Annotated in this window: 25 protein-coding genes and 1 pseudogene; 15 read left to right on the plus strand and 11 right to left on the minus strand. The window is 56.9% G+C overall.

All coding sequences use genetic code 11. The annotated features are described in order from the left end of the window. Position 1: 1 nt before the first annotated feature. A complete protein-coding gene (locus AO268_RS14785) occupies positions 2 to 1,294 on the minus strand; it encodes an NAD(P)/FAD-dependent oxidoreductase (RefSeq protein ID WP_076963423.1) in 1,293 nt (430 codons plus the stop codon). Between the two features lie 115 nt (positions 1,295 to 1,409). On the opposite strand from AO268_RS14785, the gene AO268_RS14790 reads away from it, so the two are divergent. Then, positions 1,410 to 1,763 (plus strand): YkgJ family cysteine cluster protein, encoded by a 354-nt coding sequence (locus AO268_RS14790; RefSeq protein ID WP_029289779.1) that lies wholly within the window; start codon positions 1,410 to 1,412, stop codon positions 1,761 to 1,763. A 112-nt stretch (positions 1,764 to 1,875) separates the two neighbouring features. On the opposite strand, the gene AO268_RS14795 is transcribed toward AO268_RS14790, so the two are convergent. Further along, positions 1,876 to 2,364 (minus strand): Lrp/AsnC ligand binding domain-containing protein, encoded by a 489-nt coding sequence (locus AO268_RS14795; protein WP_003206849.1) that lies wholly within the window; start codon positions 2,362 to 2,364, stop codon positions 1,876 to 1,878. A gap of 156 nt (positions 2,365 to 2,520) precedes the next feature. Here AO268_RS14795 and dadA point away from each other — a divergent pair, with 156 nt between their 5' ends. The 5 genes from dadA to AO268_RS14820 all read left to right on the plus strand — a co-directional run bounded on the left by dadA (position 2,521) and on the right by AO268_RS14820 (position 6,572). After that, positions 2,521 to 3,822, plus strand: coding sequence for a D-amino acid dehydrogenase (gene dadA / locus AO268_RS14800; RefSeq protein WP_076963422.1), 1,302 nt, complete (start codon positions 2,521 to 2,523; stop codon positions 3,820 to 3,822). Beyond that, entirely contained in the window at positions 3,794 to 4,147 is a 354-nt protein-coding gene (locus AO268_RS14805) for a RidA family protein (RefSeq protein WP_032856829.1), read from the plus strand. Before dadA ends, AO268_RS14805 begins: the two co-directional genes overlap by 29 nt. A gap of 73 nt (positions 4,148 to 4,220) precedes the next feature. Further along, on the plus strand, positions 4,221 to 5,294 hold the full coding sequence (alr, locus tag AO268_RS14810; RefSeq protein ID WP_076963421.1) for an alanine racemase: 1,074 nt from the start codon (positions 4,221 to 4,223) through the stop codon (positions 5,292 to 5,294). A 116-nt stretch (positions 5,295 to 5,410) separates the two neighbouring features. Further along, the gene (locus AO268_RS14815; protein ID WP_029289768.1) at positions 5,411 to 5,959 is read left to right on the plus strand and encodes a cupin domain-containing protein; all 549 of its coding nucleotides are present in this window, start codon (positions 5,411 to 5,413) and stop codon (positions 5,957 to 5,959) included. 181 nt (positions 5,960 to 6,140) lie between these two features. Then, positions 6,141 to 6,572 (plus strand): c-type cytochrome, encoded by a 432-nt coding sequence (locus AO268_RS14820; protein WP_076963474.1) that lies wholly within the window; start codon positions 6,141 to 6,143, stop codon positions 6,570 to 6,572. 76 nt (positions 6,573 to 6,648) lie between these two features. Here the strand turns inward: AO268_RS14820 and AO268_RS14825 are convergent, their stop codons facing one another. From AO268_RS14825 to AO268_RS14840, 4 genes are read right to left on the minus strand one after another with little or no spacing between them, the layout of a single operon-like run. Next, complete coding sequence (locus AO268_RS14825; protein WP_076963420.1) at positions 6,649 to 7,005, minus strand: hypothetical protein; 357 nt, start codon at positions 7,003 to 7,005, stop codon at positions 6,649 to 6,651. Further along, a complete protein-coding gene (locus AO268_RS14830; protein ID WP_090412878.1) occupies positions 7,002 to 7,715 on the minus strand; it encodes a hypothetical protein in 714 nt (237 codons plus the stop codon). The genes AO268_RS14825 and AO268_RS14830 overlap by 4 nt, the downstream gene beginning before the upstream one ends. Further along, positions 7,712 to 8,470: a ferritin-like domain-containing protein gene (locus AO268_RS14835; protein ID WP_099169099.1), complete on the minus strand. Its 759-nt coding sequence runs from the start codon at positions 8,468 to 8,470 to the stop codon at positions 7,712 to 7,714. Before AO268_RS14835 ends, AO268_RS14830 begins: the two co-directional genes overlap by 4 nt. A gap of 41 nt (positions 8,471 to 8,511) precedes the next feature. After that, on the minus strand, positions 8,512 to 9,846 hold the full coding sequence (locus AO268_RS14840) for a saccharopine dehydrogenase C-terminal domain-containing protein (RefSeq protein WP_076963419.1): 1,335 nt from the start codon (positions 9,844 to 9,846) through the stop codon (positions 8,512 to 8,514). Between the two features lie 324 nt (positions 9,847 to 10,170). On the opposite strand from AO268_RS14840, the gene AO268_RS14845 reads away from it, so the two are divergent. After that, positions 10,171 to 12,093: an acetyl-CoA hydrolase/transferase C-terminal domain-containing protein gene (locus tag AO268_RS14845; RefSeq protein WP_099169085.1), complete on the plus strand. Its 1,923-nt coding sequence runs from the start codon at positions 10,171 to 10,173 to the stop codon at positions 12,091 to 12,093. A 131-nt stretch (positions 12,094 to 12,224) separates the two neighbouring features. Here the strand turns inward: AO268_RS14845 and AO268_RS14850 are convergent, their stop codons facing one another. Together AO268_RS14850 and rep are read right to left on the minus strand one after the other, a co-directional pair. Continuing rightward, complete coding sequence (locus AO268_RS14850; protein WP_029289761.1) at positions 12,225 to 12,797, minus strand: xanthine phosphoribosyltransferase; 573 nt, start codon at positions 12,795 to 12,797, stop codon at positions 12,225 to 12,227. A gap of 57 nt (positions 12,798 to 12,854) precedes the next feature. Then, positions 12,855 to 14,864, minus strand: a complete 2,010-nt coding sequence (rep, locus tag AO268_RS14855) for a DNA helicase Rep (RefSeq protein WP_076963417.1) — start codon at positions 14,862 to 14,864, stop codon at positions 12,855 to 12,857. Positions 14,865 to 15,132: 268 nt separating this feature from the next. Between rep and AO268_RS14860 the strand changes: the two genes are divergently transcribed. Then, entirely contained in the window at positions 15,133 to 16,806 is a 1,674-nt protein-coding gene (locus tag AO268_RS14860) for a putative bifunctional diguanylate cyclase/phosphodiesterase (RefSeq protein WP_099169087.1), read from the plus strand. Positions 16,807 to 16,861: 55 nt separating this feature from the next. On the opposite strand, the gene AO268_RS14865 is transcribed toward AO268_RS14860, so the two are convergent. Continuing rightward, a complete protein-coding gene (locus AO268_RS14865) occupies positions 16,862 to 18,256 on the minus strand; it encodes a NorM family multidrug efflux MATE transporter (RefSeq protein WP_076963415.1) in 1,395 nt (464 codons plus the stop codon). 152 nt (positions 18,257 to 18,408) lie between these two features. Between AO268_RS14865 and AO268_RS14870 the strand changes: the two genes are divergently transcribed. Continuing rightward, a complete protein-coding gene (locus tag AO268_RS14870; protein ID WP_076963414.1) occupies positions 18,409 to 19,329 on the plus strand; it encodes a LysR substrate-binding domain-containing protein in 921 nt (306 codons plus the stop codon). Between the two features lie 189 nt (positions 19,330 to 19,518). After that, positions 19,519 to 21,501: a methyl-accepting chemotaxis protein gene (locus tag AO268_RS34010; RefSeq protein WP_099169089.1), complete on the plus strand. Its 1,983-nt coding sequence runs from the start codon at positions 19,519 to 19,521 to the stop codon at positions 21,499 to 21,501. Here the strand turns inward: AO268_RS34010 and AO268_RS14880 are convergent, their stop codons facing one another. After that, a complete protein-coding gene (locus AO268_RS14880) occupies positions 21,502 to 22,413 on the minus strand; it encodes an ABC transporter six-transmembrane domain-containing protein (protein ID WP_169866298.1) in 912 nt (303 codons plus the stop codon). 113 nt (positions 22,414 to 22,526) lie between these two features. Here AO268_RS14880 and AO268_RS14885 point away from each other — a divergent pair, with 113 nt between their 5' ends. Further along, entirely contained in the window at positions 22,527 to 23,102 is a 576-nt protein-coding gene (locus tag AO268_RS14885; RefSeq protein ID WP_099169091.1) for a TetR/AcrR family transcriptional regulator, read from the plus strand. Positions 23,103 to 23,108: 6 nt separating this feature from the next. Here the strand turns inward: AO268_RS14885 and AO268_RS14890 are convergent. Then, positions 23,109 to 23,240: pseudogene (locus tag AO268_RS14890) on the minus strand (hypothetical protein); the annotation flags it as partial. A gap of 650 nt (positions 23,241 to 23,890) precedes the next feature. Here AO268_RS14890 and AO268_RS14895 point away from each other — a divergent pair. From AO268_RS14895 to AO268_RS14910, 4 genes are read left to right on the plus strand one after another with little or no spacing between them, the layout of a single operon-like run. Beyond that, positions 23,891 to 24,637, plus strand: a complete 747-nt coding sequence (locus tag AO268_RS14895) for a HalD/BesD family halogenase (RefSeq protein ID WP_099169092.1) — start codon at positions 23,891 to 23,893, stop codon at positions 24,635 to 24,637. Between the two features lie 20 nt (positions 24,638 to 24,657). Next, positions 24,658 to 25,107, plus strand: a complete 450-nt coding sequence (locus tag AO268_RS14900; protein ID WP_099169094.1) for a VOC family protein — start codon at positions 24,658 to 24,660, stop codon at positions 25,105 to 25,107. A 6-nt stretch (positions 25,108 to 25,113) separates the two neighbouring features. Beyond that, a complete protein-coding gene (locus tag AO268_RS14905) occupies positions 25,114 to 25,557 on the plus strand; it encodes a DUF3291 domain-containing protein (RefSeq protein ID WP_099169096.1) in 444 nt (147 codons plus the stop codon). Between the two features lie 10 nt (positions 25,558 to 25,567). Then, complete coding sequence (locus tag AO268_RS14910) at positions 25,568 to 26,440, plus strand: iron-containing redox enzyme family protein (RefSeq protein ID WP_099169097.1); 873 nt, start codon at positions 25,568 to 25,570, stop codon at positions 26,438 to 26,440. Positions 26,441 to 26,534 lie beyond the last annotated feature (94 nt).

Raw genomic sequence — 26,534 nt, forward strand, 5'->3', positions numbered from 1 at the left:
GTCAGAGCAGTTCTTTCATCCGGTGCCAGAGCATGCCCAGGGCCAACAGCGGGGAGCGCAGGTGCTTGCCGCCGGGGAAGGTGATATGTGGCACCTGGGCAAACAGATCGAAGCGCCCACTGTGCTGGCCGCTGATGGCTTCGGCCAACAGCTTGCCGGCCAGGTGGGTGGCGTTCAGGCCATGGCCGGCATAGGCCTGGGCAAAGTACACATTGGGCTGGTCGGCCAGCCGGCCAATCTGCGGCAGGCGGTTGGCGCCGATGCCGATCATGCCGCCCCATTGATAGTCGATCTTCGCCTCGGCCAATTGCGGGAAGACCTTGAGCATCTTCGGCCGCATATAGGCGCCGATGTCCTGGGGATCGCGTCCGGAGTAGTGGCAAGCACCGCCGAACAGCAGGCGCCGGTCGGCCGACAGGCGGAAGTAGTCCACGGTGACCCGCTGGTCGCACACCGCCATATTTTGCGGCAGCAGCTCGGCGGCCTGGGCCGGGCTCAAGGGTTCGGTGGCAATGATGTAGCTGCCGGCCGGCAGCACCTTGCCACTCAGGTGGGGGTTGAGGTTGTTGAGATAGGCATTGCAACCCAGTACCAGGGTCTTGGCGCGCACGTTGCCGTGGGCGGTGTGGACGTTGACTTCAGGGCCGTAGTCGATGCGTAGCGCTTGCGATTGCTCAAACAACCTCACCCCCAGTTGCTGCGCGGCGGCGGCTTCGCCGAGGGCCAGGTTCAGCGGGTGCAGGTGGCCGGAGCCCATGTCGATCATGCCGCCCACATAGCGGTCGGAGCCGATCACGCTGCCCATCTCCCCGGCTTGCAGCAAGCGCAGTTCATGGCGATAGCCCAGCTCGCGCAGTTCTTCGGCATCGGCGGCCAGGTCTTGCAGGTCGCGGGGTTTGTTGGCCAGGTCGCAGTAGCCCCAGGTCAGGTCGCAATCAATCTGCAAGCGCTCGACCCGCTGGCGCACGATTTCCACGGCTTCCAGGCCCATTAGCTTCATCTGCCGCACGCCTTCGGTGCCAACCACATGGGCAAACTGATCGAGGCCATGGCCGACGCCACGAATCAATTGCCCGCCGTTACGCCCGCTGGCGCCCCAGGCGATCTTGCGCGCCTCCAGCAGCACCACGCTAAAGCCGCGCTCGGCCAGTTCCAGCGCCGTGTTCAGCCCGGAAAACCCGCCGCCCACTACGCACACATCGGCGATGACTTCGCCCGCCAGTGCCGGGTAATCGGGTTGCGGCAGGCTGCTGGCGGCGTAGTAGGAAGCGGTGTGCCGGGCGCTGGCGGTCATGGGGAGCATCCGTGTTTGGAAAATTTGACGCAGGATACAGCGGTCGGGTGAAGCTGTCTCACTCGGGGCTTTTAGGGCAAAATCCACGCCTATTCGCCGTTCGGTATGGGTTTCAATGAGTTGCAACAGCCAGAAAGTCAACGCGCTGCGCCGGCAGATCCCCTCGTTCGAGTGTGTGCCGGGTTGCCATGATTGCTGTGGGCCGGTGACGACCTCCACCGAGGAAATGTCGCGCCTGCCGCGCAAGACGGCGGCCGAGCAGGAAGCGGCCATGGATGAGCTGAACTGCGTGCACCTGGGGCCCAACGGTTGCACGGTGTACGACGAGCGCCCGTTGATCTGTAGGCTGTTTGGGACTACACCCAGCCTGCCATGCCCCAACAACCGTGGCCCGGTGGAGCTGATTCACCCTCGGGTGGAGAAGCAGATTCACGAGTACATGGCGACGACGCGGCAGGTGCTGGTCTGACAGATGTACTCGGTCAAAAGGTGGGAGCTGGCTTGCCTGCGATGACGGTGTGCCAGGCAATGAAAATGGCGGCGGGTTGATCGCTATCGCAGGCAAGCCAGCTCCCACAGGATCAATCCGGGATCGGCAGGTTCAGGCTCTCCTTCACCTCTTCCATCACGATATAGCTCTTGGACTCGCGCACATGGGGCAGCTTGAGCAGGATATCGCCCAGCAGTTTGCGGTACGACGCCATCTCGGAAATTCGCGCCTTCACCAGGTAGTCGAAGTCCCCTGAGACCAGGTGGCACTCCAGCACATGGGGCAGTTTCAGCACGGCACGTCGGAATTCTTCAAAGGTGTCGCCGGATTTGTAGTCGAGGCTGATCTCGACAAACACCAGTAGGCTACCCTTCAAGTGCTGCGGATTGAGGCGGGCGTTGTAGCCCATGATGATCCCCTCGCGCTCCAGGCGTCGGACCCGTTCGGTGCAGGGCGTGGTCGACAGCCCGACCTTCTCCCCCAGCTCGGTAAACGAAATCCGCCCGTCGGCCTGCAGGATGCGCAGGATGTTGCGGTCGATCTTGTCCAGCTCCCGCTTGGTCTGGGTGTTGGTCCGCATAGGGGATGCTCCTCCGTGAAAAGGGTTTTTGCCGAGAATTGTCGCCAAATATAGGCACTTATATAGTGAAATGCACTGGTCATTGCTTTTTATACTGCCCGCATCTTTGTGCTGAACAACAAACGTCAGCGGTCAGGCCGCGATGAGGATATAAAAATGCGCGTTTTGGTCTTGGGTAGCGGTGTCATTGGTGTGGCCAGTGCCTACTATTTGGCGCGTGCCGGGTTTGAGGTGGTCGTGGTCGACCGTCAGCCGGCCGTTGCAATGGAGACCAGCTTCGCCAACGCCGGCCAGGTCTCGCCCGGCTATGCGTCGCCCTGGGCCGCGCCGGGTGTGCCGCTCAAGGCCATCAAGTGGCTGCTGCAGCGTCATGCGCCGCTGGCGATCAAGGCCACCGCCGATCTCGACCAATACCTGTGGATGGCGCAGATGCTGCGCAACTGCACGGCCAACCGTTATGCGGTGAACAAGGAGCGCATGGTGCGCCTGTCTGAGTACAGCCGCGACTGCCTCGACGAACTGCGCGCCGAAACCGGCATTGCCTACGAAGGCCGCAGCCTGGGGACTACGCAATTGTTCCGTACCCAGGCGCAACTGGATGGTGCGGCCAAGGATATCGCCGTGCTGAAGGAGTCCGGGGTTCCGTTCGAGCTGCTCGACCGCGCCGGCATTGCCCGCGTCGAGCCGGCCCTGGCCAGCGTCACGGATATCCTGGCCGGTGCCCTGCGCCTGCCCAATGACCAGACCGGCGACTGCCAGATGTTCACCACCCGCCTGGCCGATATGTGCAAGCAGTTGGGGGTGGAATTCCGTTTCGAGCAGGACATTCAGCGTCTGGACCACGCCGGCGACCGCATCAACGGCGTGTGGATCGACGGCCAGCTGGAAACCGCCGACCGCTACGTGCTGGCCCTGGGCAGTTACTCGCCGCAGTTGCTCAAGCCACTGGGGATCAAGGCGCCGGTGTATCCACTCAAGGGCTATTCCCTGACCGTGCCGATCACCAACCCGGCGATGGCCCCGACCTCGACCATTCTCGACGAGACCTACAAGGTCGCGATCACCCGTTTCGACAACCGCATCCGGGTCGGTGGCATGGCTGAAATAGCCGGTTTTGACCTGTCGCTGAACCCACGGCGGCGCGAAACCCTGGAGATGATCGTCAACGACCTTTATCCTCAGGGCGGTGACTTGAGCGAAGCCACCTTCTGGACCGGCCTGCGCCCGACCACCCCGGACGGTACGCCGATCGTCGGCGCCACCCCGTTCAAAAACCTGTTCTTGAACACCGGCCACGGCACCCTCGGCTGGACCATGGCCTGTGGCTCTGGTCGCCTGCTGGCGGACCTGATGGCCAGGAAAACCCCGCAGATCAGTGCCGCCGGCCTCGATATTTCCCGTTATGGCAACCCTCAGGAGTCCACCAAACATGTCAATCCAGCGCCAGCTCACCAATGAGCGCATGAGCCAGATCGTCGTCCACAGCGGTACCGTGTATCTGGCAGGGCAAGTCGGCGACGACATGAGTGCCGGGATTGAACAGCAGACCCGTGAAACCCTGGCCAATATCGAGCGCTTGCTGGATCTGGCCGGCACCGACAAAACCAAGCTGCTGTCGGTGACGATCTACCTCAAGGACATCGACGCCGACTTTGCCGGCATGAACGCGGTCTGGGACAAGTGGCTGCCAAAAGGCGTGGCCCCGGCCCGTGCCACGGTCGAGTCGAAACTGTGTGAACCAGAAATCCTGGTCGAGCTGTCTGTCGTGGCCGCTCTGCCTTAGACGATCCCTCTTGCGGTGCCGGCGCTCTTGGCCGGTACCGGTTTTTTCCACCGCCGCCTAGAAGCCTGCCGCCATGCGTCCTGCCCGTGCCCTGATCGACCTACAAGCCCTGCGCCACAACTACCAATTGGCCCGCGAACTGACCGGAGCCAAGGCCCTTGCCGTGATCAAGGCCGACGCCTATGGCCATGGTGCCGTGCGCGTGGCCCAGGCCCTGGAAGACCAGGCTGATGGTTTTGCCGTGGCCTGTATCGAGGAAGCGCTGGAGCTGCGCGCCGCCGGAGTGCGTGGGCCAGTGTTGTTGCTCGAAGGGTTTTTCGAGGCCGACGAGCTACCGCTGATCATCGAGCACGATTTCTGGTGCGTGGTGCATTCGCTGTGGCAACTGGAGGCGATTGAGCAGGCGCGCCTGAGCCAGCCGCTGACGGTGTGGTTGAAGCTGGATTCGGGCATGCACCGGGTCGGGTTGCATCCCAAGGATTATCACGACGCCTACCAGCGCCTGCTGGCCAGTGGCAAAGTGGCGAAGATCGTCCTGATGAGCCACTTCGCTCGTGCCGATGAGCTGGACTGCACCAGCAGCGATGAACAGGTCGCAGTATTCGACGCGGCGCGCCAGGGCCTGGCGGCCCAGGTCAGCCTACGCAACTCGCCGTCGGTGATGGGCTGGCCGAGCGTCTCCAGTGATTGGGTACGGCCCGGCATCATGCTCTACGGCGCGACGCCCTTTGGCGAAGACCAGGCGGTTGCCGCGCGTTTGCAGCCGGTGATGACCCTGGAATCGAAAGTCATCTGCGTGCGCGAACTGCCGGCGGGCGAGCCCGTGGGTTATGGCGCGCGCTTCGTGACGCCCAAACCGATGCGTATCGGCGTGGTCGCCATGGGCTATGCCGACGGTTATCCACGCCACGCGCCGACCGGCACGCCGGTGCTGGTCGCCGGCCAGCGCAGCCAGTTGCTGGGGCGGGTGTCGATGGACATGCTGTGCATCGACCTGACCGATGTGCCCCAGGCGGGTCTGGGCTCGACCGTCGAGTTGTGGGGCAAAAACATCCTCGCCAGCGATGTGGCGACCGCCGCTGACACTATCCCCTACCAGATTTTTTGCAACCTGCGCCGCGTGCCACGGCTCTATTCCGGCGCCTAGCCGCCGGTCGTCGACGACGTCCTGCGGGATTCAGACCAAAGTGTTGTAAATACTGAACGCTGTCGCCATGATAACGCTCAATTACAACAAAGCCTGAATCCTAGGAGGCTCCTGCATTGGACGTCGGCGAACGACTGCAATCCATCCGTAAACTGAAAGGTCTTTCCCAGCGTGAACTCGCCAAGCGTGCGGGCGTCACCAACAGCACCATTTCGATGATCGAGAAAAACAGTGTCAGCCCCTCCATCAGCTCCTTGCGCAAGGTGCTGGGCGGCATCCCCATGTCGATGGTCGAGTTCTTTTCCGAGGAGATCCTCCAGGAAAAACCGACGCAGATCGTCTATAAAGCCAATGAGCTGATCGACATCTCCGATGGGGCGGTGACCATGAAGCTGGTGGGCCGGGCGCATCCCAGCCGGGCGATTGCGTTTCTCAACGAAATCTACCCGCCGGGCGCCGATACGGGCGAGGAAATGCTGACCCATGATGGCGAGGAAACCGGGATCTTGCTGGAAGGCCGTCTGGAATTGGTCGTGGGCGTCGAAACTTTTGTGCTCGAAGCCGGCGATAGCTACTACTTTGAAAGCACCAAGCCGCACCGCTTTCGCAATCCGTTCGATGTGCCGGCGCGACTAATCAGCGCAGCCACACCCGCGAACTTTTAACAGAAGAGGCGCCCTGCCTACCTTGCAGAGGTGCCCATCGTTGTATTTCGCCCTGCTGAATCCCCCCTTGGATAATAGGGTTGTTTCAGTGAGGCGGCCTAACCGTTATACTTTCGCCGCCTGCGAAACCGTGGCCGCAGGCGTGAATAGCCACCATGAGGGTGAACGCGTGAACCTAATTATGAAAATGCTGGCCGTACCAGCAATAGTATTGGCCCTAGCGGGTTGTGGGCAGAAAGCTGAGCCCCCTGTTAGCAAGACGAGCAGTGATGCTATTGCCGAGCGTCTGGAGCCTGTGGGGAAAGTCTGTGTCCAGGGCGAAGAATGCAAGGGGATGGAAGTCGCGGTAGCCGCGGGCGGTGGCGGCGCGAAAACGCCGGACGAGATCATCGCCAAACACTGTAATGCTTGCCACAGCACTGGCCTGTTGGGCGCACCGAAAATCGGTGATACCGCCGCCTGGAAAGAGCGCGCCGACCACCAGGGCGGCCTCGACGGCATCCTGGCCAAGGCCATCACCGGGGTCAACGCCATGCCGCCTAAAGGCACCTGCGCCGATTGCTCGGATGCCGACCTCAAGGGTGCGATAGAGAAGATGTCGGGACTAAAGTAAGAGTGTAAGCGTTTAAATAAAAGGTTAGCCCACAAAGTGAGCTAACCTTTTTGAATAACAATAGCGGGTTTTTTTCTTAAAGTACCAGCGTCGCCAATAGTCCTGCTCCCCCCAGAATAAATCCGACTAGCGCTCCACGTCCTGGAAACTCCCCCAGCATCGCATAAATGACTATAGGTTCTAATATAAGTAACAATGTTAATGACACTACTGTCACGATCCATATATTTCCTGTGGCTTGGTAACCTAGCCAGTACGCAAATATTAAACTTATACCTGCGGCGCATATAAGTAGAATAGGCTTTATGAATAACTCGGGGTTTTCTATAGCTCTAGTGGAAAGCTTTGATGCATATACTTCGCTATAGATTGTCAGTACTTCACCAAATATCATAAGCACCATGGATAATATTAAGTAGTGGCTACTTTTCATCTCTTGTTCCTGGCTAGTATGGTTAGTATTTCACCCGCCGCTGCTTTTTCATAGTTGGTGTTTCCCAGCAGGAAGTGTGGTCCGTCATGATCTAGCAGGAAAGTGTTTCGATAAGGAATACTTTCAAGTTGGGTGATGTGATCTAAAGCTTTTTCGATTTTATCTAGATTGTATGAGTGATGGTGTCTTAATAGTTTGATGGCGTTTGCGAAGTGTGTTGCTTCGTCGGCTATTAAATTACTAATCCATGTATTGAATGCTGGGTGCCCGAACTCATTATAAAATGTATCTTTTCTATATGTCTTAACTGAAATAAGTTCGTCGTAAGCAAACAAGGTGAGTAAGTTAACTTCGTTTGATAGCAGATATTCAAGGTGTTCAAAGTTGCCATGCCTTGACTTTAGGTTGTTCAGCATGGTTTCTTCGTCTGAATTAAATAATAAACGATTTAACTCTAGGAAGCCGTCGGAGTGATTTCGTTCATCTAAAAACCATAGGTCCAAATATTGCACGAAGTAGGAAGATAGCTCAGATCGTTTGGGATAGAGGTAGTGATACAAGCTTATTGCATCATATTCAGAGAATAGATCAGCCAGAAAGAATTTTTCGTATTTTGGGTCAATACCTGGATTGATCCAGCCGCTATTGGAAATTTCCTTGAATAAGGATCTAGCGCTCCAATGCCGTTTTTTGAGGAATGGTGGTTTCATTTTTTTGTTCCCTTTGATGAGTGAGTACTCTCATTCAATTTTTTAATTATTGTAGGGATTATTATTCCTTCTATTTCTTTTTTAGTGATTGGGTAATCAGTTGTGTTGTGGTCTAGTACAAAGGTTCCGGTGTACTGTGTTTTTTCAAAGTCTAGTTCAAATAGTTTTTCAAGGATTAAAGGGGCCTCTTGAAGCCTTTCTGGAAATAATTGCTTAGCTTTTTCTATGAAAGAGAAAAAATGCTTGGCTTCGTCTTTTTTGGTTTTCCTAATCCAGGCTGAAAGTTGCGAAGAGTTAAATTTGTCATATTGTTTTATGCTGCGATGATAGACATGTGTTGTAATTATCTCGTCATAAGCAAGCAAAATTAGAAGCCTAAATGTATCCTGCATAAAAGGGTCTATGCTCTCGAAGTTAGACTTTCGTGTCTCAACCTCCAATACGACTTCGTCTAGTGGGCTGCCTGTGTAGGCTGAATAAATTAAGGAAAAACCATAAGCGTGATCAATTTCGTCTCTAAGCCAGGGTCTTAAAACATCGGCTAACTCAGACGTGGCACTGGGATTTTGATCCTCTATATGCCAGTAGAGCCTCCGGGCATCGTACTCGGTGATTATTGAGTCGAAAAATATTCCTTTCCAGTCGGATTTTTCTGTCTCGCTAAGTTTCGACGTTGGGAAATAAAAGCTTTTAAGAATTGCAGACGCACTATTTGGCTTTTCAAGTGTATTGCTGGAATTCTGCCTACTATTCATTTTCATGACCTTTGAGTTTAGTTGGTTTTCAGGGGGCTAATTCATGCCAAAAAATTTTTGAATAATAATCTGTTGTCGGTGTCGGAAGGTTTCCAGTCTGTTTGTTTATTGACTATTGGTTCCCAATAATTAGCGGCTATATCATATATATAACGCCAGTCTAGATTTTCGGACTCTACGATCCCTGCTTCTGGAAAGTGTTCTGCCCATTTCATTCCACTAATTATGCTAGAGACAACTTGTAAGCTTGTTGCGCTGTTGTGTTTGGCTAGCTTTCTGGTTTTTCCAATTGATAGGGTTGACCCTAGCCAAAAAGAATTAAACTTTTTGCTGATTAGAAAAACTCCTAACTCATCTGTTCCAGATATTATTTCGTCTTTTAAAATGATTTTTTTCGCGATTTTTGCTTCTGTGCTTCGATCCAATAGTTGTATTGAATCGAGTGTCTGATCGCATGGTTTATACGCATAGTAGACTGTTGGGCGATATATTGGGTTCTCGGCGTCGCCTAAAGTCAAATACTCAGAGATTGAAAGTGCTTCATTATGGGTTAGTAAGTATGCAGAAAATTCTAAGTAGTTAGGTGACCAGCTTTTAACTCTGACTTCGCGTCCCTGCTCTAACATTTCTATTGCATGGCCATTTTTTCTTGCGCCGCTCGGCATTTCTATTTCATGGGTTCCCCAGCCCAGTTCTGCTGGTTGGAGAAGCTCAGTAATGAGGCCATCCGTGGACCATGTAGAAATAAAGTCAAGAGGGGCGCGTGTTGACGCAGAGATTTGAGAGTCGTGTTCGGAAATTTGTATAACTTGTATCTCAAGTTCTTTTGCTAGTGCTGCCCATTCAATTTGGGTGCTTGGGTCTGCCTTGATGTTATTGGTCGCAGCCATTTCTATTAAGGCTTTCTTCAACAGTATTGAGATGAAGCCGGGGTTGGCTCCATGGGCAACAATGGCTGTTGGGTCATTACTTTTTTGTTTATGTTTCTTGATTGCCTCCCGAAGCTCATAATTACTAGTGAGTGTCTGATTGTCTTCGGATTTGTAATTCCATGGCTCTATACATGTATCCAAATAAAGTGAGCCGTATTTTTTTGCAAGTATTATAAGCTCTAGGCTAGATATAGAAATTGCGAGATTAACTAAAAAAGTGTTTTTATTTAGGTGTGGAGATAATATGTGTTTGAAGTTTTTTGACGTAATAGTTTCTTCTTTTAAGTCGGCCGAAAATTCAGTGGCGATATCAGAAAGACTTTTACTGATTGATTTTTCAAAAATAGTTATTTTTACTCTGCTGTAATGTTTTGATAATAGAGGGAGCAGGCCTTGGGTAATACTTCCAAAGCCTATAATGACTACATGGGTTATGGCTTTCATTGTGGCTCCTTGAAAATCCATTTTTTGCTAAGATGAGAGGCTTGGCCGCGATTTAAAGTTTTTACAGTTTTTTCTTCAGTTGATATTAGGGGGTGGGTAAGATTTGTCTTTTTATCGCGTCTTAAATTGATGTAGGGATAGGTTTAGTGGTTTGTAAGTCTTTTCTTGTTAATGAGGCTTCGATCAAACGATGTGCGTACAGTCTTGTTTTTTCGCTTCTCTCCAGACTCGGTGGCCGGCTTTTTAAATTGATTGCTGTTCATTGCAGCAAAGACCCGGCAAGCTCGGTCCAACCCCTAATCACGGAATGTTCAGGAGGGTCGGATGGTGCAGTTGTGTTCAATCGAACAAGCGGTCGATGACGTACTGGAGCGCTTGCCTGCGCATATCCACATGGGTATGCCCCTGGGCCTGGGCAAGCCGAATCTGTTTGCCAATGCCTTGTACCGGCGTATCGCCAAGCTGCCCGAGCGGGCGCTGACGATCTACACCGCCCTGAGCCTGGGCCGCCCGCCGTTGGGCGATGGTTTGCAAAAGCGCTTTCTGGAACCGTTTATCGAGCGGGTGTTCGGCGATTACCCCGAGCTGGATTTCCTCGCCGCTCTGCGCAAGGACAGCCTGCCGGCCAATATCCACGTGCAGCAGTTCTTTATGCAGCCCGGCAGCCTGCTGCACAGCGCCTCGGCCCAGCAGGACTACGTCAGCAGCAACTACAGCCATGCCGCCCGCGATATCAACGCCGCCGGCCTGAACCTGGTCGCGCAGTTGGTGGCCAGCAGCAGCGAACACCCGGATCGCCTGAGCTTGAGCTGCAACCCCGATATCACCCTCGACCTGCTACCGATGATTGCCAAGCGCCGCGCGGCCGGGGAGACCATCCTGGTGGTGGGCCAGGTGCATGAAGATTTGCCCTACATGCCCGGGGATGCCGAGCTGGGTATGGATCAGTTCGATTTCCTGATCGACGAAAAGGACCGCACTACGCTGTTCTCCACGCCGAATATGCCGGTGGGTTTGCAGGACCATTTCATCGGTTTGCACGCCAGTACCCTGGTGCGTGATGGCGGCACCTTGCAGATCGGCATCGGTTCGATGGGCGACGCCCTGACCGCCGCGCTGCTGGCGCGCCAGGCCGATAACGAAGGCTACCGGCAGTTGCTCAGCGATCTGGATGTGTACCAATGGGCACCGCTGATCAGCCGCGAGGGTGGGGTCGAGCCCTTCGTCCGGGGCCTCTATGGTTGCAGCGAGATGTTCGTCAACGGCCTGCTGGTGCTGGCTGATGCCGGGATTGTGCGGCGCAAGGTGTACCCGGATGTGGCGACCCAAGAGCAGGCCAACGCGGGCTTGCTGGACGATGCGGCACAGCCCGATGGGGTGTCGATCCACGGTGGTTTCTTCCTGGGACCGCGCAGTTTTTACCAGCGCTTGCAGGAAATGCCCCACGCCAAGCGCCTGGAATTCAACATGACCCGCATCAGCTATATCAACGAGCTGTACGGGCAGGAAGAACTCAAGCGTTTGCAGCGCCTGGATGCGCGCTTTATCAACAGCGCGATCATGGTGACGCTGTTGGGCGCCGGGGTTGCCGACCAACTGGAAGACGGCCGTGTGCTCAGTGGGGTGGGTGGGCAATACAACTTTGTGGCCCAGGGCCATGCACTGGAGGGCGCGCGCTCGATCCTGATCCTACGCAGTTGGCGCGAGTCGGGCGGTGAGGTCAGCTCCAATATCGTTTGGGAATACGGGCACTGCACGATTCCCCGGCACCTGCGCGATATCGTGATCACCGAATACGGCATCGCTGACTTGCGCGGTCAGACCGACGCCAAGGTGATCGAGGCGCTGCTCAATATCACCGACTCGCGGTTCCAGGCCGGCTTGATCGAGCAGGCGCAAAAAGCCGGCAAGTTGCCCAAGGACTTCCAGCTCGCCCAGCGTTTTGCCGACAATACGCCCGAGCGTTTGCAGGCGGTGCAGGCGCGGCATACAAGGCTGTTCCCGGAGTACCCGCTGGGCAGTGACTTCAGCGATGAAGAGCGCGATTTGTTGCGTGCGCTGAACTGGCTCAAGAGCAAATTCAAGCTGACGGAGATTCTGGAGTTGGGCAAGGCGGCGCTGGATGCCCCGGAGCCTGAGGCGTTTGCCGAGCACCTGGTGCGCATGCGCCTGGATAAGCCGGAGGGGTTCAAAGAGGATTTGTATCAGCGGCTATTGCTTACTGGCCTACAGGCCACCGCACGCTGACAGGTAACACAAGGCAAATGTGGGAGCTGGCTTGCCTGCGATGAGGGCCTGACAGTCGACATCTCTGTCGCCTGACACTGCGCTATCGCAGGCAAGCCAGCTCCCACATTTTTAACTGTGCTCGCTCACCTTCAGTCGATGAAGGTCACGACGCCACCGGCCAGGGACTTGACCCGTGCCAGCGACTCAACCCGGTAACCCTGGGCATCCAGTTCCGCACGGCCGCCCTGGAACGACTTCTCGATCACAATCCCCAGGCCCGCCACGGTGGCGCCGGCCTGTTTGATGATCGAAATTAGCGCCTGGGACGCCTTGCCGTTGGCCAGGAAGTCATCGATGACCAGCACGCGGTCGCTGCTGGTCAGGTGGCGCGGGGAGATCGCCACGGTGCTTTCGACTTTCTTGGTGAAGGAATACACCGTGGCCGACAGCAGGTTTTCCGTCAGGGTCAGGGACTGTTGCTTGCGGGCAAAGATCACCGGCACGCCCAGGTTCAGGCCGGTCATGATCGCCGGCGCGATGCCCGAGGCTTCGATGGTGACGATCTTGGTGATCCCAGAATCCTTGAACAACGCGGCGAATTCGTCGCCGATCAGCTTCATCAGCGCCGGGTCGATCTGATGGTTCAGAAAGGCGTCGACCTTGAGTACCTGGTCGGAAAGCACGATGCCTTCTTCGCGAATTTTCTTGTGCAGTGCTTCCACAAAAGCTTCCTCTGGTGGCGCAAGGGGCGCCGAAAGTAGATTAAAAAGTAGTCGATTCTAGCGCTTTAGCATCGCGCGTATATCCGCCAGGGCGGTGTTGCCGCGTACCGCCTTGACTTCAGTTGGGGTGTCGTCGTTGCCTTCCCAGGCCAGATCGTCCGGTGGCAGCTCATCGAGGAACCGGCTCGGGGCGCAGTCGATGATCTCGCCGTACTGCTTGCGCTTGGCCGCAAAGGTGAAGGCCAGGGTCTGGCGCGCGCGGGTAATGCCCACGTAGGCCAGGCGCCGTTCTTCTTCGATGGTGTCGGCTTCGATACTGGAGCGATGTGGGAGGATTTCCTCTTCCATGCCCATGATGAACACGTAGGGAAATTCCAGGCCCTTGGACGCATGCAAGGTCATCATCTGCACACCTTCGGCGCCATCTTCCTCTTCCTGCTGGCGTTCGAGCATGTCGCGCAGCACCAGCTTGCCGATGGCGTCCTCGACGGTCATTTCGCCGTCTTCGTCTTTTTCCAGGGTGTTCTTCAGCGCCTCGATCAGGAACCAGACGTTGCCCATGCGGTAGTCCGCGGCCTTGTCGCTGGAACTGTTGGTGCGCAGCCAGTTTTCATAGTCGATATCCATGACCATGCTGCGCAGGGCGCTGATCGGGTCTTCGCCGGCGCATTGCTCGCGCACCTTGTCCATAAAGCGCTTGAAGCGCGACAGGCGATCGGTGAAGCGTGTGTCGAGGTGCTCGCCCAGGCCGATTTCGTCGGTGGCGGCGTACATCGAGATCTTGCGTTCGGTGGCGTAGTTGCCGAGCTTTTCCAGGGTGGTGGAGCCGATTTCCCGGCGCGGTACGTTGATTACGCGCAGGAAGGCGTTGTCATCGTCCGGGTTTACGATCAGCCGGAAGTAGGCCATCAGATCCTTTACTTCCTGGCGTCCGAAAAAGCTGTTGCCGCCGGACAGGCGATACGGCACCTGGTGATGCTGCAACTTCAGCTCGATCAACTTGGCCTGGTAGTTGCCGCGATACAGGATCGCAAAGTCGCTGTAGGGCCGGTCGGTGCGCAAGTGCAGGCTGAGGATTTCCACGGCCACGCGCTCGGCTTCGGCGTCTTCGTTGCGGCAGCGGATCACGCGGATCTCATCGCCATGGCCCATCTCGCTCCACAGCTGTTTCTCGAACTCGTGGGGGTTGTTGGAGATCAGCACGTTGGCACAGCGCAGGATGCGGCTGGTGGAGCGGTAGTTCTGCTCCAGCATCACCACTTTCAGGGACGGGTAGTCGTCCTTGAGCAGCATCAGGTTTTCCGGGCGCGCACCGCGCCAGGCGTAGATCGACTGGTCATCGTCGCCGACCACGGTGAACTGGTTGCGCGTGCCGATTAGCAGTTTCACCAGCAGGTATTGGCTGGCGTTGGTGTCCTGGTATTCGTCCACCAGCAGGTAGCGCACCTTGTTCTGCCACTTTTCGAGGATATCGGCGTGTTCCTGGAACAGCTTGACCGGCAGCAGGATCAGGTCGTCGAAGTCCACCGCGTTGAACGCCTTGAGCGTGCGCTGGTAGTGGGTGTAGACGATGGCGGCGGTCTGCTCTTTGGGGTTGCGTGCGTTTTCCAGGGCCTCGGGCGGCAGGATCAGGTCGTTTTTCCACGAGCCGATCATATTCTTGATCTCGTCGACCCCGTCGTCGCCGGCATATTCCTTCTGCATGATGTCGGTCATCAGGGCCTTGACGTCGGTCTCGTCGAAGATCGAGAAGCCCGGCTTGTAGCCCAGCCGCACATGCTCCTTGCGGATGATGTTCAGCCCCAGGTTGTGGAAGGTACACACGGTGAGGCCACGGCCTTCGCCACCCTTGAGCAGGGTGCCGACGCGCTCTTTCATTTCCCGCGCCGCCTTGTTGGTAAAGGTCATGGCGACAATGTACTGGGCACGGATGCCGCAGTTCTGGATCAGGTGCGCGATCTTGCGGGTGATCACGCTGGTCTTGCCGGAGCCAGCACCGGCGAGCACCAATAGAGGGCCGCCGACGTAGTTCACGGCTTCTTGCTGCCGGGGATTGAGTCGGGACATACAGGGTTTTGGGAGTCTTTGAGCGAAAAGGGCGGGCATTTTAACAGGCTGGCAAGATTCTGCCGCCTCTGAACGACAGTGTGACGTACCGCTCGATCTAAATTTGCCGGTTTTGTTACTTTGCCGCAGGATGTGCGGGGTTTTTGGGTCTATTGTTCGATCTAGAGCCGCACTGCGCGTATTTGATAACCAATATCATTGGTCATTATCAGGCTGCACGTCATAATGCCCGCCGCCAACGAAATTTTGCAAAGACTAGGGAGCTAGCTTGTCTACGCCTGTCGAACCCTTGCGTTTGCTGCTACTGGCCGATACGCCTATGTGGGCAGCGTTGTTGCGCGAGTGCCTGGCGCCGATGGGCGATGGGGCTGTGCTGATCAGTGCGCCAAACTGGGAGTCGGTGAGCAGCCTGTTCGACGACGACCGCACGGCCGTCTTGCTGACCACCCCCAGCCTGCAACCCGGCCCTGGGCGTTGTCGCCTGCCCACCGTCTTGCTGTTGGAGCAGGAGCCGCTGGTGGCGCCGTTGGGCGCCAGCGACTGGTTGATCTGCGGCGCGTTTAATGTGGATACGCTGCGCCGCTGCCTGCGCCATGTGCGCGAGCGTGGCCTGCTGGAAAACACTCTGCAACGCCTGGCCGAACAGGACCCACTGACCGGTATCGCCAACCGCCAGGGTTTCCAGACCCTGCTGGCCGCGCGCCTGGCGGAAAACGACGGACGTGGCCTGGCCCTCGGCCACCTGGACCTGGACAACTTCCGCCACGCCAACGATGCCCTTGGCCACCAGGCGGGCGACCGGCTGATCCTGCAAGTGGTCTCGCGGCTCAAGAGCCAGTTGGAGGTCGGTGACCAACTGGCGCGCCTGGGCAGTGACGAGTTCGCCTTGCTGATCGACACCCGCCGTGCGCCGCAACGCGCCGAGTGGATGGCCGAACGCATTACCGAGGCCATGGCCGAGCCCTATTGGGTTGATGGCGAGAGCCTGCTGATCGGCTGCAGCCTCGGTGTGGCCCATGCCCGCGCCAAGGCCGGCGCCGACCCGTTGATGTGGCACGCGCATATCGCCATGCAACAGGCCAAGAGCACCCAGGGCTGTACCTTTCATATCTTCAATGAACGCATCAACCGCAACGCCCGCAGCCTCGCCGACCTGGAAAGCGAACTGCGCCGGGCGCTGCGCCGTGACGAACTGGAACTGCATTACCAGCCGCGGCTGGACCTGGACGATGGGCATATCGTCGGCCTCGAAGCCCTGGTGCGCTGGCGCCACGGCGAACGTGGCCTGTTGCCGCCGAGCGAGTTCGTGCCCCTGGCCGAGCAGAGCGGCCTGATCGTGCCGTTGGGCTACTGGGTGATTTCCCGGGCCCTGCGCGATATGCAGGACCTGCGCGAACGCGGCCTGCCGCCGCTGCACATGGCGGTCAACCTGTCGTTCCGCCAGTTCCAGGACAGCCAGTTGCTGTCGACCCTCAGCCGCCTGATTGCCGAGCGCGGGGTGGAGGCGCAATGGCTGGAGTTTGAACTCACCGAAACCGCCGTGATGCGCCGCAGTGACCTGGTCAAGCAGACCATGGATGCCCTGGGCCGCCTGGGCGTGCGCTTCTCCCTGGATGACTTTGGCACCGGCTTCTCGTCTTTCGTGCACCTCAACAGCCTGCCGATTGCCTTGCTCAAGATCGACAAGAGCTTTGTCGGCGGCATGGAAGAGCGCGAGGAAAACCGCAAGCTGGTGCACGCCATGATCAACCTGGCCCACAACCTCAACCTGGAAGTGGTGGCCGAAGGCGTGGAAACGCCCGAGCAACTGGCATTGTTGCGTCTGTTTGGCTGCGACCAGGCCCAGGGTTACCTGATCAGCAAGCCACTGCCGCTGGCGGAACTGGTGGAGTACCTGACATTTGGCAGCAGCCAGCAGGCGTTGTTGGGCGAGGTGATCTAGCCCTGTAAACCCAATCAAAAAGGTGGGAGCTGGCTTGCCAGCTCCCACACTTTCTTCAGTTCGGCTGTGGGAGCGTATCGACTTGCGGTTCCTGGGCAATCATCCGCTTCATTTTTGCCTCAAACGCCCATGTCAGGGTAATCGCTGCACACGCCAGCCCCAGCGCCAAGCCCCACCACACCCCGGTTGGCCCCCAGTCGAGGGTAAACGCCATCAGCCAGGCCGCCGGTGCGCCAATCAGCCAGTAGCAACCCAGGCCGACGAGGAACGTGGTCTTGGCATCCTTGAGCCCGCGGATGCAGCCCATGGCGATGGTCTGCACGCCGTCGAACAGCTCGAACCACGCCGCCACGGCCAACAGGCTGACCGCCAGGCTGATCACCTGGGCAAAGGCCGGGTCGTCATGGTCGAGGAACAGGCCGATCAGCGGGTCGGAGAACAGCCAGAACACCATGGCAAACCCCAGCATCACCGTCGCGCCGAAGGCAATGCCCACGCGCCCGGCCAGCCGTGCATCGAGCAGTTGCCCGCCGCCGTAGTGCAAGCCGATGCGCATGGTGACGGCATAGGACATGCCCGCCGGCACCATGAACGCCACCGAGACGATTTGCAGGGCGATCTGGTGGGCCGCCAACTGCGTGCTGCCCATGGTGCCCATGCACAGCGCCGCGAAGGCAAACAAGCCGACTTCCACCGCATAGGTGCCGCCAATCGGCAGGCCCAGGCGCCACAGCTCGCGCAAGTAATGCAGGTTGGGCCGCAACAGGCCCTTGCCCAATGGGTAGGCGGCGTAGGCGCGGTTGTATTTGATGTACCACAACAGCGCCAGGGCCATGCAGTTGGCGACAATCGCCGTGACCAGGCCGATGCCCATCAGGCCCAGCTTGGGCAGGCCGAACATGCCCTCGATCAACGCATGGTTGAGCAGGTAGTTGACCACCGTGCCGCACAGGCTGATCACCATCACCGGGGTGGCCTTGCCGATGGCGCTGGTGAAGCCGCGCAGGGCCATGAATGTCAGGTAGCCGGGCAGGGCGAACGGCAGGATCATCAGGAACTGGCCGGCCGACTGCACGTTGGTTTCGGTCTGGCCGAACATCAGCAGCACCGGCTTGAGGTTCCACAGCAGCAGGCCCGCCACCAGGGCCATCAGCCAGGCCAGCCAGAGCCCGGCCTGGGTCAGGCGGGTGGCGCCTTCGATATCGCCGGCGCCCTGGCGAATGGCGACCAGGGTGCCCACGGCGGCAATCACGCCGATGCAAAAGATCGACACAAACGAATAGCTTGCCGCGCCCAGCCCGCCGCCGGCCAGGGCTTCGGGGCTCAGGCGAGCCATCATCAGGGTGTCGGTCAGCACCATCAACATGTGCGCCAACTGTGAGGCAATCAACGGCCCTGACAGCCGCAGAATGGCCCAGAGTTCGGTACGCGCCGGATGCTGCATGATCATCACGCTCAATAATTACACGAAGGGTAGAGGGGTTGATTCTCGGCGCTCTCAGCGCTTTGCACAAAGGGATAAATGCGATCATTTGCATGATTAAAACTCATGCCAGGATGATTCTGGTAGGGTTCCGGGACCGTGCCGTCGGAGTTTTCCTCATGTCTCGTCGCCTTCCTCCGCTGTATGCCTTGCGGGCATTTGAAGCCGCCTCGCGGCACAACTCGTTCACCCGCGCGGCTGAAGAGCTGTCCATTACCCAAAGTGCGGTCAGCCGGCATATCCGCACCCTGGAAGAGCATTTCGCCTGCCGCCTGTTCCAGCGCAGTGGGCGTACCTTGCAGCTCACCGAGTCGGCGCGGTTGCTGTTGCCTGGGGTGCGCGAGGGTTTTGCCGCCCTGGAGCGTGCCTGCCATACCCTGAATGCCGAAGATGACATCTTGCGCATGAAGGCCCCGTCGACCCTGACCATGCGCTGGTTGCTGGCGCGCCTGAGCCGGTTCCGGCACTTGCAGCCGGGCAACGAGGTGCAGTTGACCAGTGCCTGGATGAGCATCGATGAAGTGGATTTCAACCAGGAACCGTTCGATTGCGCGGTCCTGCTCAGTGACGGGCACTTTCCTGCGGACTGGGAGGCCAGTTACCTGTTCCCTGAACTGCTGATCCCGGTGGGCGCGCCGAACCTGCTCAATGATGGCCCCTGGGATGTGGAACGCCTGGCCAGTGCTGAACTGCTGCACCCCACGCCGGATCGCCGCGACTGGCGCCGCTGGTTGCAACGCACTGGGCTGGCCTCCCGCGTCGCCATCAAGGGCGGGCAGGTGTTCGATACGCTGGAGCTGGGCATGATTGCCGCCGCGCGGGGCTATGGTGTGTCCATGGGCGACCTGCTGATGGTGGCCGAGGATGTGGCCCAGGGGCGCTTGAGCCTGCCGTGGCCGACGGCGGTGGCCAGTGGCGACAGCTATTACCTGGTCTGGCCCAAGACTCGCCCCGGCGGCGAGCGCCTGCGCAGGCTGTCGGACTTTTTGCAAAGTGAGGTCCGGGCCATGGCCTTGCCGGCGGTTGAACAGCTCGACTGAATCGATGCAGCCTGCGCAAACAATGCACTTGAGTAATACCTCTGTGATTTGCTCAAGTATTGATTCTGGCCGCCGAAGTAGGTGTGTCGCAGTGGCCATTCGTTGTGGCTCAGCGTGCCCTCCAATCCAAGAAATCCGCCGATTAGTGCTATGGGATCAGGACGATCCGGGCCTCGGCCAGGAGCTGTCATGTCTCAACCCCGCGCCCGCATCGCTTCGCAGCTGGGCATTGCCCTGGCGGTCATCTTGGCTGTCGTGATCAGCGGCAGTACCGTGTTTGCCCTGCGCTCCCTGGATTCAGCCAACCTGCAGACCCGTGAAGAACACCTGGCCAGCGAAGCGCGCTTGCTCGCCGACCAACTCAATACCTTCCACAGCACCTTGCGCGAGAGCACCCAGCGTTTGAGTGGGCTGTTTGAACAGCGCTTCGCCGCCGGGTTGCGCGTGCGTCCCGAGCAACGGGTGAGTGTGGCCGGGGTGCAGACGCCAAGCCTGTACCTGGGCGATCAAGTGCTGAACAACCACTTCGAGGAGGTCGATGAGTTCAAGCAGATGTCCGGTGGCGTGGCCACGGTGTTTGTGCGCAGCGGCGAAGACTTTATTCGCATCAGCACCTCCCTGACCAAGCAAGACGGCAACCGCGCCATCGGCACCGTGCTGGATCGCCAAGGCCCGGCCTACCAGCGCCTGCTTGCCGGGCAGAGCTACATTGGCCGTGCGGTTCTGTTCGAGCGCTCCTACATGACCCAATACAGCCCGGTGCGCGATGCCAGCGGCCAGGTGATTGCGGTGTTGTTTATCGGTTTTGACTACACCGATGCGCAGAACGCCCAGTTCGCCAACCTCAAGCGTTTTCGCATTGGCCAGACCGGCTCGCTGGCGCTGCTGGACGAGCAAAAACACTGGCTGGTGCCGCCCGCCGGCGTACAGGCCCTGGAGCAGGCGGTCCCGCTGATCCTGGCGCTGGCGCAGACGCCCGGCCAGGGACGTTTCTGGAGCGACCAGGGCGAAGACTTCTACAGCGTTGCCGTGCCGTTTGACGGTGGCCCGTGGTCGGTAGTGGCGAGCATGCCCAAGGCCGAGATCCGTGCGGTGACCTGGGCGGTGGGCATCCGCCTGGTGATCGGCAGTGTGCTGGCGATGTTGTTGGCGGTGGGCGCGGCGGTCTGGTTGCTGCGCAACAAACTCCAGCCCCTGGGCGATCTGGTGCGCCAGGCGCAGGCCCTGGGTGCCGGTGATTTGAGTGCGCGGTTGAACGTGTCCAGCCATGACGAAATCGGTCAATTGGCGCGCAGTTTCAACCAGATGGGCGAAGCCCTGTCGACCATGGTGTCGCACATCCGCAAGGCGGCCGAGGAGGTCAACAGCCGCGCCCAGGCACTGTCGGGCCTGTCGGGAGGCGCTTATGAGGGCATGGAGCAGCAATCCGGCGAGATCACCAGCATGGCCGGCGCGGTGGAGGAGTTCAGCGCCACCTCGTTGAACATTGCCGACAACATGGGCAATACCGAACGCCTGGCCCAGGAAAATGCCCAGCAGACCCGCATCGGCCGCCACTCGATGCAGGAGGCGTCGTCGTCCCTGGAGCATATCGCCACGGCACTCAACAGCACGGCCACGGTGATCAATACCCTGGGCCAGCGCTCCCAGGAAATCGGCGGCATCGTCGGCGTGATCACCGCGATTGCCGAGCAGACCAACCTGCTGGCGCTCAATGCCGCCATCGAGGCGGCACGGGCCGGGGAACAGGGGCGTGGGTTTGCCGTAGTCGCCGATGAAGTGCGCAACCTGGCCTCGCGCACCCGCCAGGCCACCGACGAGATTTCCGGGATGATCCAGAGCATCCAGCTGGAAACCGGCAATGCCATCAGCACCATGGAGCAGGGCAATGAACTGATGCAGGAAGGCTTGTCGCGCAACGCCGACGTGGCTGCGGCCCTGGCGCGCATTGACGAACAAAGCCGTTCGGCGGGGCAGCAGTTTGCCGCGATTACCACCGCGACCCAGGAGCAGAGCAGCACAGCGACCTTGCTCAGCAGTAACCTGCAGAGCATTGCCCTGGCCAATAGCGAGCAGCGTGAAGTGGTGTCGAACCTGGCGATTACCGCCAGGGAACTGGAGACGTTGGCGGCGGGGTTACGGCAGGAGGTGGATCGGTTTCGGCAAGGCTGATCAAGTCCCGAGCCCAGGGTCCACCCGTTTGCCGATGTCCTTGAGCCGCGCCAGTTGATCGACCATCCCTGGCGCTTCGTCGAGGCTGCCGACGAAGGTCCACAGGTACGTCATCACCGCGTAGACATGGCCTGCCTTGACCGCTGGCGACAAGGCCAGTTGGCTGATCGCAACGATGAACAGCAGCGCTGCCAGCGCGCCGAGAAACAGATAGGCGGCAGCTTCGCGGTCCGACAGCCAGATGCGCAGGTGTGACAGCAGTTGGTAATGGCGTCGCAACGTCTGGGCGCCAACCTTTTCCACCAGGCCAATCTCTTTCTCCAGGCGGTTATTCAACCTTTCGTGCAATTGCTCGTTACGACGGGCAAAGCGCGGCAGCAGGGTGATGCACAGCAGCAGTGCGGCGAAGCAGGCCAGGCCAACCCAAGGTTCAATCACCAGTAGCATCACTGCCGCGCCAACGATGGAGACCAGGGCCGTTGCGATCACCGGCACATGCTTCTCGAAAAAATCGACAAAGTCCCGCGCCAGCACCACCCGCGCGGCGGCCTTTGATGTGCTGTGGTTCTGTAGGCGCTGGTTGAGAATCACCGGTACGGCAAGATCGGCGTAGATCCGCGTGAAGGTGCGGGTATCCAGCGCCCGGCGTGCGGCGCCGACTACCCAGAAAGCCATCACCACGGCCGCATATAACAAGGCACTGCCGGCATCGCCACGCAGGATCGAGTCCACGGCGAAACCGGCAAACAGGGGATAGGCCAGCAGCAGTGCGTTTTCCAGTGCGACCAATGACAGTGTGCAGAACAGCTTGCCGGGATAAGCCTTGGCAATTGCCTTGAGGGTTTGGCTGGCCGATTGCTGGCCGATTTTCTTGCTTTCTTCGATCAGGATGTGTGGCGTTGTGGATGGCATGGGTGCACCAAAGGAGTAATAGGCGCTACTATTGAGCGACCGCTCAAGTATCTTTGAGCAGTCGCTCAAAAAGCAAGCGCCACTTATCTGGTGGTGCCCGTAAGGAATGGCCCATGTCGCGTATCGACCGTAAAGACCAGATCATCGCCGCTGCCTTGGAGCTGTTTCGCAGCAAGGGGTTTGCCGATGTTTCCACCCGCGACCTGGCGGAGCATGCCGGCTTGTCCCGCAGCCACGTGTATCACTACTTCAGCGACTGGAAAGAACTGCGCCGCGAAGCCTTTGTGCGCTTTGCGAATGAGCAATTGGATGAAGTGCGCGAGCCCTTGGCCGATGCGCCACCGCTGGAGGCACTCGTAGGATTCTTGAGCGACTGCCTGCCGAGCACCGCCGATGCAGGCTGGGCTCTCTGGCTGGACGCCTGGGACGAGGCCATGCATGACGCGCAAATGGCCCAGGCTTACCTGGTGATCAATGCCCAATGGCAAGGCATGCTTGCCGAGGTGATCGAGCGGGGTGTCGCTGCCGGGGTCTTTCGCTGCGAGTCGCCCCAACGCGCTGCACGGCAGCTCTTCGCCCTGGCGATGGGCTACGCCGATGACCTGATGCTCAAGCCTTCCGCCGAGTCGGCAGAAGCGGTACTGGGTGAGGTGCTGGAAGTGGCGAGGCTGCTGCTGGATTTTTCCTGAACGCTGCTAGCCAACTGATACCGGCCGGTACTGCAATGCCTCCGCCAAGTGATGGCGAGCGATGCCTTCCACTTGCTCACGGTCTGCCAGGGTACGCGCGACCTTGAGCTGTCGGTGGGTTGCGCGCAGCGATCGCGTCGCGCACAGCACCCTTGCAGCAAGGGGCGCTGGGTCGATCCACGGCTCGATAAAAGCAACACTGCCACTCCGACTACCGAAACCATCGCCGTAGAAATGATCGGCACATGAATTTCAAAGACATCAACAAAGTTTCGCGCCAACACCATGCTCGCGGTAGCTCCCGGTGTTCAGTGATTTAGCCCGGGCAGGTTGAGGATTACCCGGACCAGTAAATCAGCGAAGGTATAGGTGAGTGTGTGGGTGTTCGAGACTCGTCATATGTCTGTCCTATTGCTCAGATCCTGGGCCGAATAATGGGCAGAAGCTGCATCGGATGAGGTTATAAGGGGCCGTGTGTCTATTAACCCCCGCCAATCGAGCCAGCCATACAGGGTACGGTTTTGCTTTTGTACGCAAACTTACTAGTCGGGAAAGCATCCGCAATACATAACTGTGCTTGACGTAACAAAGGGTCAAGCCGCTCTTACTGTGATGTTCAGCCATACGTAATAATTGTACGGGTGTGATTTCCTGGCGGTGCTTCTAATTCCCTCGTTTCAGGAATGAGTGAAATGCTCGGCTGTCATTTATCCAATAGTTAAAACTAGATAGGATCCATTTGAGCTTAATACGGTTTTACTGATGTCTTATCCGGAGATATAAATCTGATGAGTGAAGCTAGGAAGTTTGATATCGATCAAGAGCAGATGGACATTCTCAATAGTGAACCCTATACCGGTCATGACATGTTTTGGGAGCAGCATCGGTTTGCTCGGGATGGTTATTTGAAGATCAATCATTTGATTGATCCGAGGGTGCGAGATGAAATCATCACCGATGTGAAATATTTATTGGCTAATTATTCAAAGCGGCGTGATCTTCTGATCGAGTCAACTGGCAATACCCCGCGTTATCTGAGTAATGTAACTCGCGATGATATTGAAACGTTTGGAAAATACATCCCGGTCGCCTATGAGTCAAAATATTTGTTGAGTTTGATTCGTAGCATTGTGAAAGAGGAGGTTATCCCTACACCATGGAAATGGGATAACTATATCATTAACAGTCAACATAAAACGGGGGATACGCACGGGTGGCATTGGGGAGACTATCCGTACACAATTATTTGGGTCGTAGAAGCCCCAAGTATAGAGTCTGGAGGGTTGCTAGAGTGTGTGCCGCACACGAACTGGGATAAGAAAAACTCCAGAATAGAAAGTCTATTGGTGGAAAATACTATCGACTCATACTTTCATATGACGGGAGACGTATATCTTTTAAAGGCCGATACGACATTGCATCGTGTGAAGCCATTAACTCAAGATGTAGTACGTATAATTTTAAACACTACATGGGAGCGTGCTTGCGATAAAGATCGTCATGTAGAACATGAGACTTTTGTTTTCAGAGATTGATCTTCGTATTAGGATAAAAAATGAATATAAAATACAGTCACACCAACTTGGTCACGCCAGATTGGCGACGGCTTGCAAGTTTTTACAAGAAAGTATTTGGATGTGAGCAGGTCGGGCCGCAGCGTTTTCTGTCAGGGAGAAGTCTGTCAGGAGGAACCAACGTCGAGAGTGCGCAAATTGAAGGCGTGCATTTGAGGCTTCCAGGTTGTGGTGCGGAAGGTCCAACGTTGGAAATATTTCAGTATCTAAAAATTAAAGAGCGTGAGATCTCATGCGCGAATTCAAAGGGGTTAACGCATATTGCTTTCGAGGTTTCGGACTTGAATGAAGTATGCTCAAAAGTTATTCGTGAGGGCGGTTGGATGCTCGGGAAGTTAGTAAGTCAGGTTGTGGAGGGCGTAGGCGTTTGTACCTTTGTTTACGTGAGAGATCCAGACAGAAATATCATCGAAATACAGGCGTGGGAGTGAGCGTTAATGGCTATTCTTGCACAGTTCGATTTAGTTAAACCTAGATTCTCAAAGGATGATCCACGTATGGAGGGATTTTACTCCTCGACCCAGTATGTAAACGGATTAGCTGAGCGTCATCCGGGTTTTATATGGCGAGAGAGTAACGAAGATCAAAAGCGATTGGAGGAACTATGGGGTGAAGGCTATCTGTATACCCTCTCATTGTGGAAAGATCCCGATGCCTTAAAAGATTTTTTATATCGAACGCCCCATGATGAGTTTCGTAGACGAGGGTCAGAGTGGTTCTTGCCTTTAAGATGGCCTCGTGTAGTGATGTGGTGGGTTGATAATAACCATGTTCCAACATTGGAAGAGGCGCATGAAAAAATGACGCTACTTTACGAAATTGGCCCCTCTCTACAAGCATTTGATCTTAAATCAAGCACATTCCCTGCCGTAATTTATTAGGAACCTATATATGAATTGTGACAGTCGAGAAGGCCAACAATATTTAGCCGATTATTATAGAGCGCTCTTGAGCGACCCAGCGGATTTAGTAGGCCAAGGGCCACGCTTGCACGCCTTGCGGAGAACTATAGAGCGAATAGAAAATGAATGGGCTGCGGCAGAAGAAGATAAGGTGGATATTCAAAGTCTCCCCAAGACAAAAGAGGAGTTTTTAACGTGGTACTTGAATCGAGAAAAAGCCATTAACGAAGATATTGCCTTTTTTGTTGAATATATGAAGTATGACGCGACATTGGAGCAGGTTGCATTTTACATTTGTATGGAAGAGATGGTGGATGGCTCTTTTGATGATCTGATGGCCGTTGTGCAGTTAGGGATGCCAGTGCATTGTAAAATGGTAGCGGGCGAAAATTATTGGGATGAAATGGGTAACGGAAACTTTGATTTTGTCCATACGTCTATGTTCAAAGCATCCTCTGCTTATATGCGTCAGGTCTTGGCGCTGACAGACATTAGTTTAGGAGCTCCGTCTAAAGAGTGTTTGATGAATGGGAATATTCTCCTAATGTGGGCGGTTCGTCGAGAATTTAACGTTCGATTGATAGGGGCTATGGGATTGGTTGAAGGTTCGGCGCCAGCTCGATTTGGCGCTACAACACATGCCCTCGAGCGCTTGAATCTACCTCGTGAGGTTATCGCTTATCACAAGGCTCATATCGGTATCGATACCCATCACAGCGAAGCCTGGTTTGAAACGGTATTGCAGCACTACTCGCAAACTGGTGCGGAGGTAATTCGGGAGTTGGCAATTGGAGTTATGATTCGCTACAACGTCGCGGTTAAATATTATAAATATATGTACGAGGCTATGCGAGGTATCTAAGGAAACTCTGAAAAAGACTTTCTGATTTGGCAAAATACCGCGACCCCACCCACCGAGTTTCCCGATGAAGCAGATGACCTTCGCCGACGCCGAG

Source organism: Pseudomonas sp. ICMP 8385, assembly GCF_002699915.1.
Classification (GTDB): domain Bacteria; phylum Pseudomonadota; class Gammaproteobacteria; order Pseudomonadales; family Pseudomonadaceae; genus Aquipseudomonas; species Aquipseudomonas gessardii.

Bases quoted from the DNA above. Each gene is read 5' to 3' on its own strand.
- AO268_RS14785 (WP_076963423.1), bottom strand. From the start codon at position 1,294: ATGACCGCCAGCGCCCGGCACACCGCTTCCTACTACGCCGCCAGCAGC.
- AO268_RS14790 (WP_029289779.1), top strand. From the start codon at position 1,410: ATGAGTTGCAACAGCCAGAAAGTCAACGCGCTGCGCCGGCAGATCCCC.
- AO268_RS14795 (WP_003206849.1), bottom strand. From the start codon at position 2,364: ATGCGGACCAACACCCAGACCAAGCGGGAGCTGGACAAGATCGACCGC.
- dadA (WP_076963422.1), top strand. From the start codon at position 2,521: ATGCGCGTTTTGGTCTTGGGTAGCGGTGTCATTGGTGTGGCCAGTGCC.
- AO268_RS14805 (WP_032856829.1), top strand. From the start codon at position 3,794: ATGTCAATCCAGCGCCAGCTCACCAATGAGCGCATGAGCCAGATCGTC.
- alr (WP_076963421.1), top strand. From the start codon at position 4,221: ATGCGTCCTGCCCGTGCCCTGATCGACCTACAAGCCCTGCGCCACAAC.
- AO268_RS14820 (WP_076963474.1), top strand. From the start codon at position 6,141: ATGAAAATGCTGGCCGTACCAGCAATAGTATTGGCCCTAGCGGGTTGT.
- AO268_RS14825 (WP_076963420.1), bottom strand. From the start codon at position 7,005: ATGAAAAGTAGCCACTACTTAATATTATCCATGGTGCTTATGATATTT.
- AO268_RS14830 (WP_090412878.1), bottom strand. From the start codon at position 7,715: ATGAAACCACCATTCCTCAAAAAACGGCATTGGAGCGCTAGATCCTTA.
- AO268_RS14835 (WP_099169099.1), bottom strand. From the start codon at position 8,470: ATGAATAGTAGGCAGAATTCCAGCAATACACTTGAAAAGCCAAATAGT.
- AO268_RS14840 (WP_076963419.1), bottom strand. From the start codon at position 9,846: ATGAAAGCCATAACCCATGTAGTCATTATAGGCTTTGGAAGTATTACC.
- AO268_RS14845 (WP_099169085.1), top strand. From the start codon at position 10,171: ATGGTGCAGTTGTGTTCAATCGAACAAGCGGTCGATGACGTACTGGAG.
- rep (WP_076963417.1), bottom strand. From the start codon at position 14,864: ATGTCCCGACTCAATCCCCGGCAGCAAGAAGCCGTGAACTACGTCGGC.
- AO268_RS14865 (WP_076963415.1), bottom strand. From the start codon at position 18,256: ATGATCATGCAGCATCCGGCGCGTACCGAACTCTGGGCCATTCTGCGG.
- AO268_RS14870 (WP_076963414.1), top strand. From the start codon at position 18,409: ATGTCTCGTCGCCTTCCTCCGCTGTATGCCTTGCGGGCATTTGAAGCC.
- AO268_RS34010 (WP_099169089.1), top strand. From the start codon at position 19,519: ATGTCTCAACCCCGCGCCCGCATCGCTTCGCAGCTGGGCATTGCCCTG.
- AO268_RS14880 (WP_169866298.1), bottom strand. From the start codon at position 22,413: ATGCCATCCACAACGCCACACATCCTGATCGAAGAAAGCAAGAAAATC.
- AO268_RS14885 (WP_099169091.1), top strand. From the start codon at position 22,527: ATGTCGCGTATCGACCGTAAAGACCAGATCATCGCCGCTGCCTTGGAG.
- AO268_RS14895 (WP_099169092.1), top strand. From the start codon at position 23,891: ATGAGTGAAGCTAGGAAGTTTGATATCGATCAAGAGCAGATGGACATT.
- AO268_RS14900 (WP_099169094.1), top strand. From the start codon at position 24,658: ATGAATATAAAATACAGTCACACCAACTTGGTCACGCCAGATTGGCGA.
- AO268_RS14905 (WP_099169096.1), top strand. From the start codon at position 25,114: ATGGCTATTCTTGCACAGTTCGATTTAGTTAAACCTAGATTCTCAAAG.
- AO268_RS14910 (WP_099169097.1), top strand. From the start codon at position 25,568: ATGAATTGTGACAGTCGAGAAGGCCAACAATATTTAGCCGATTATTAT.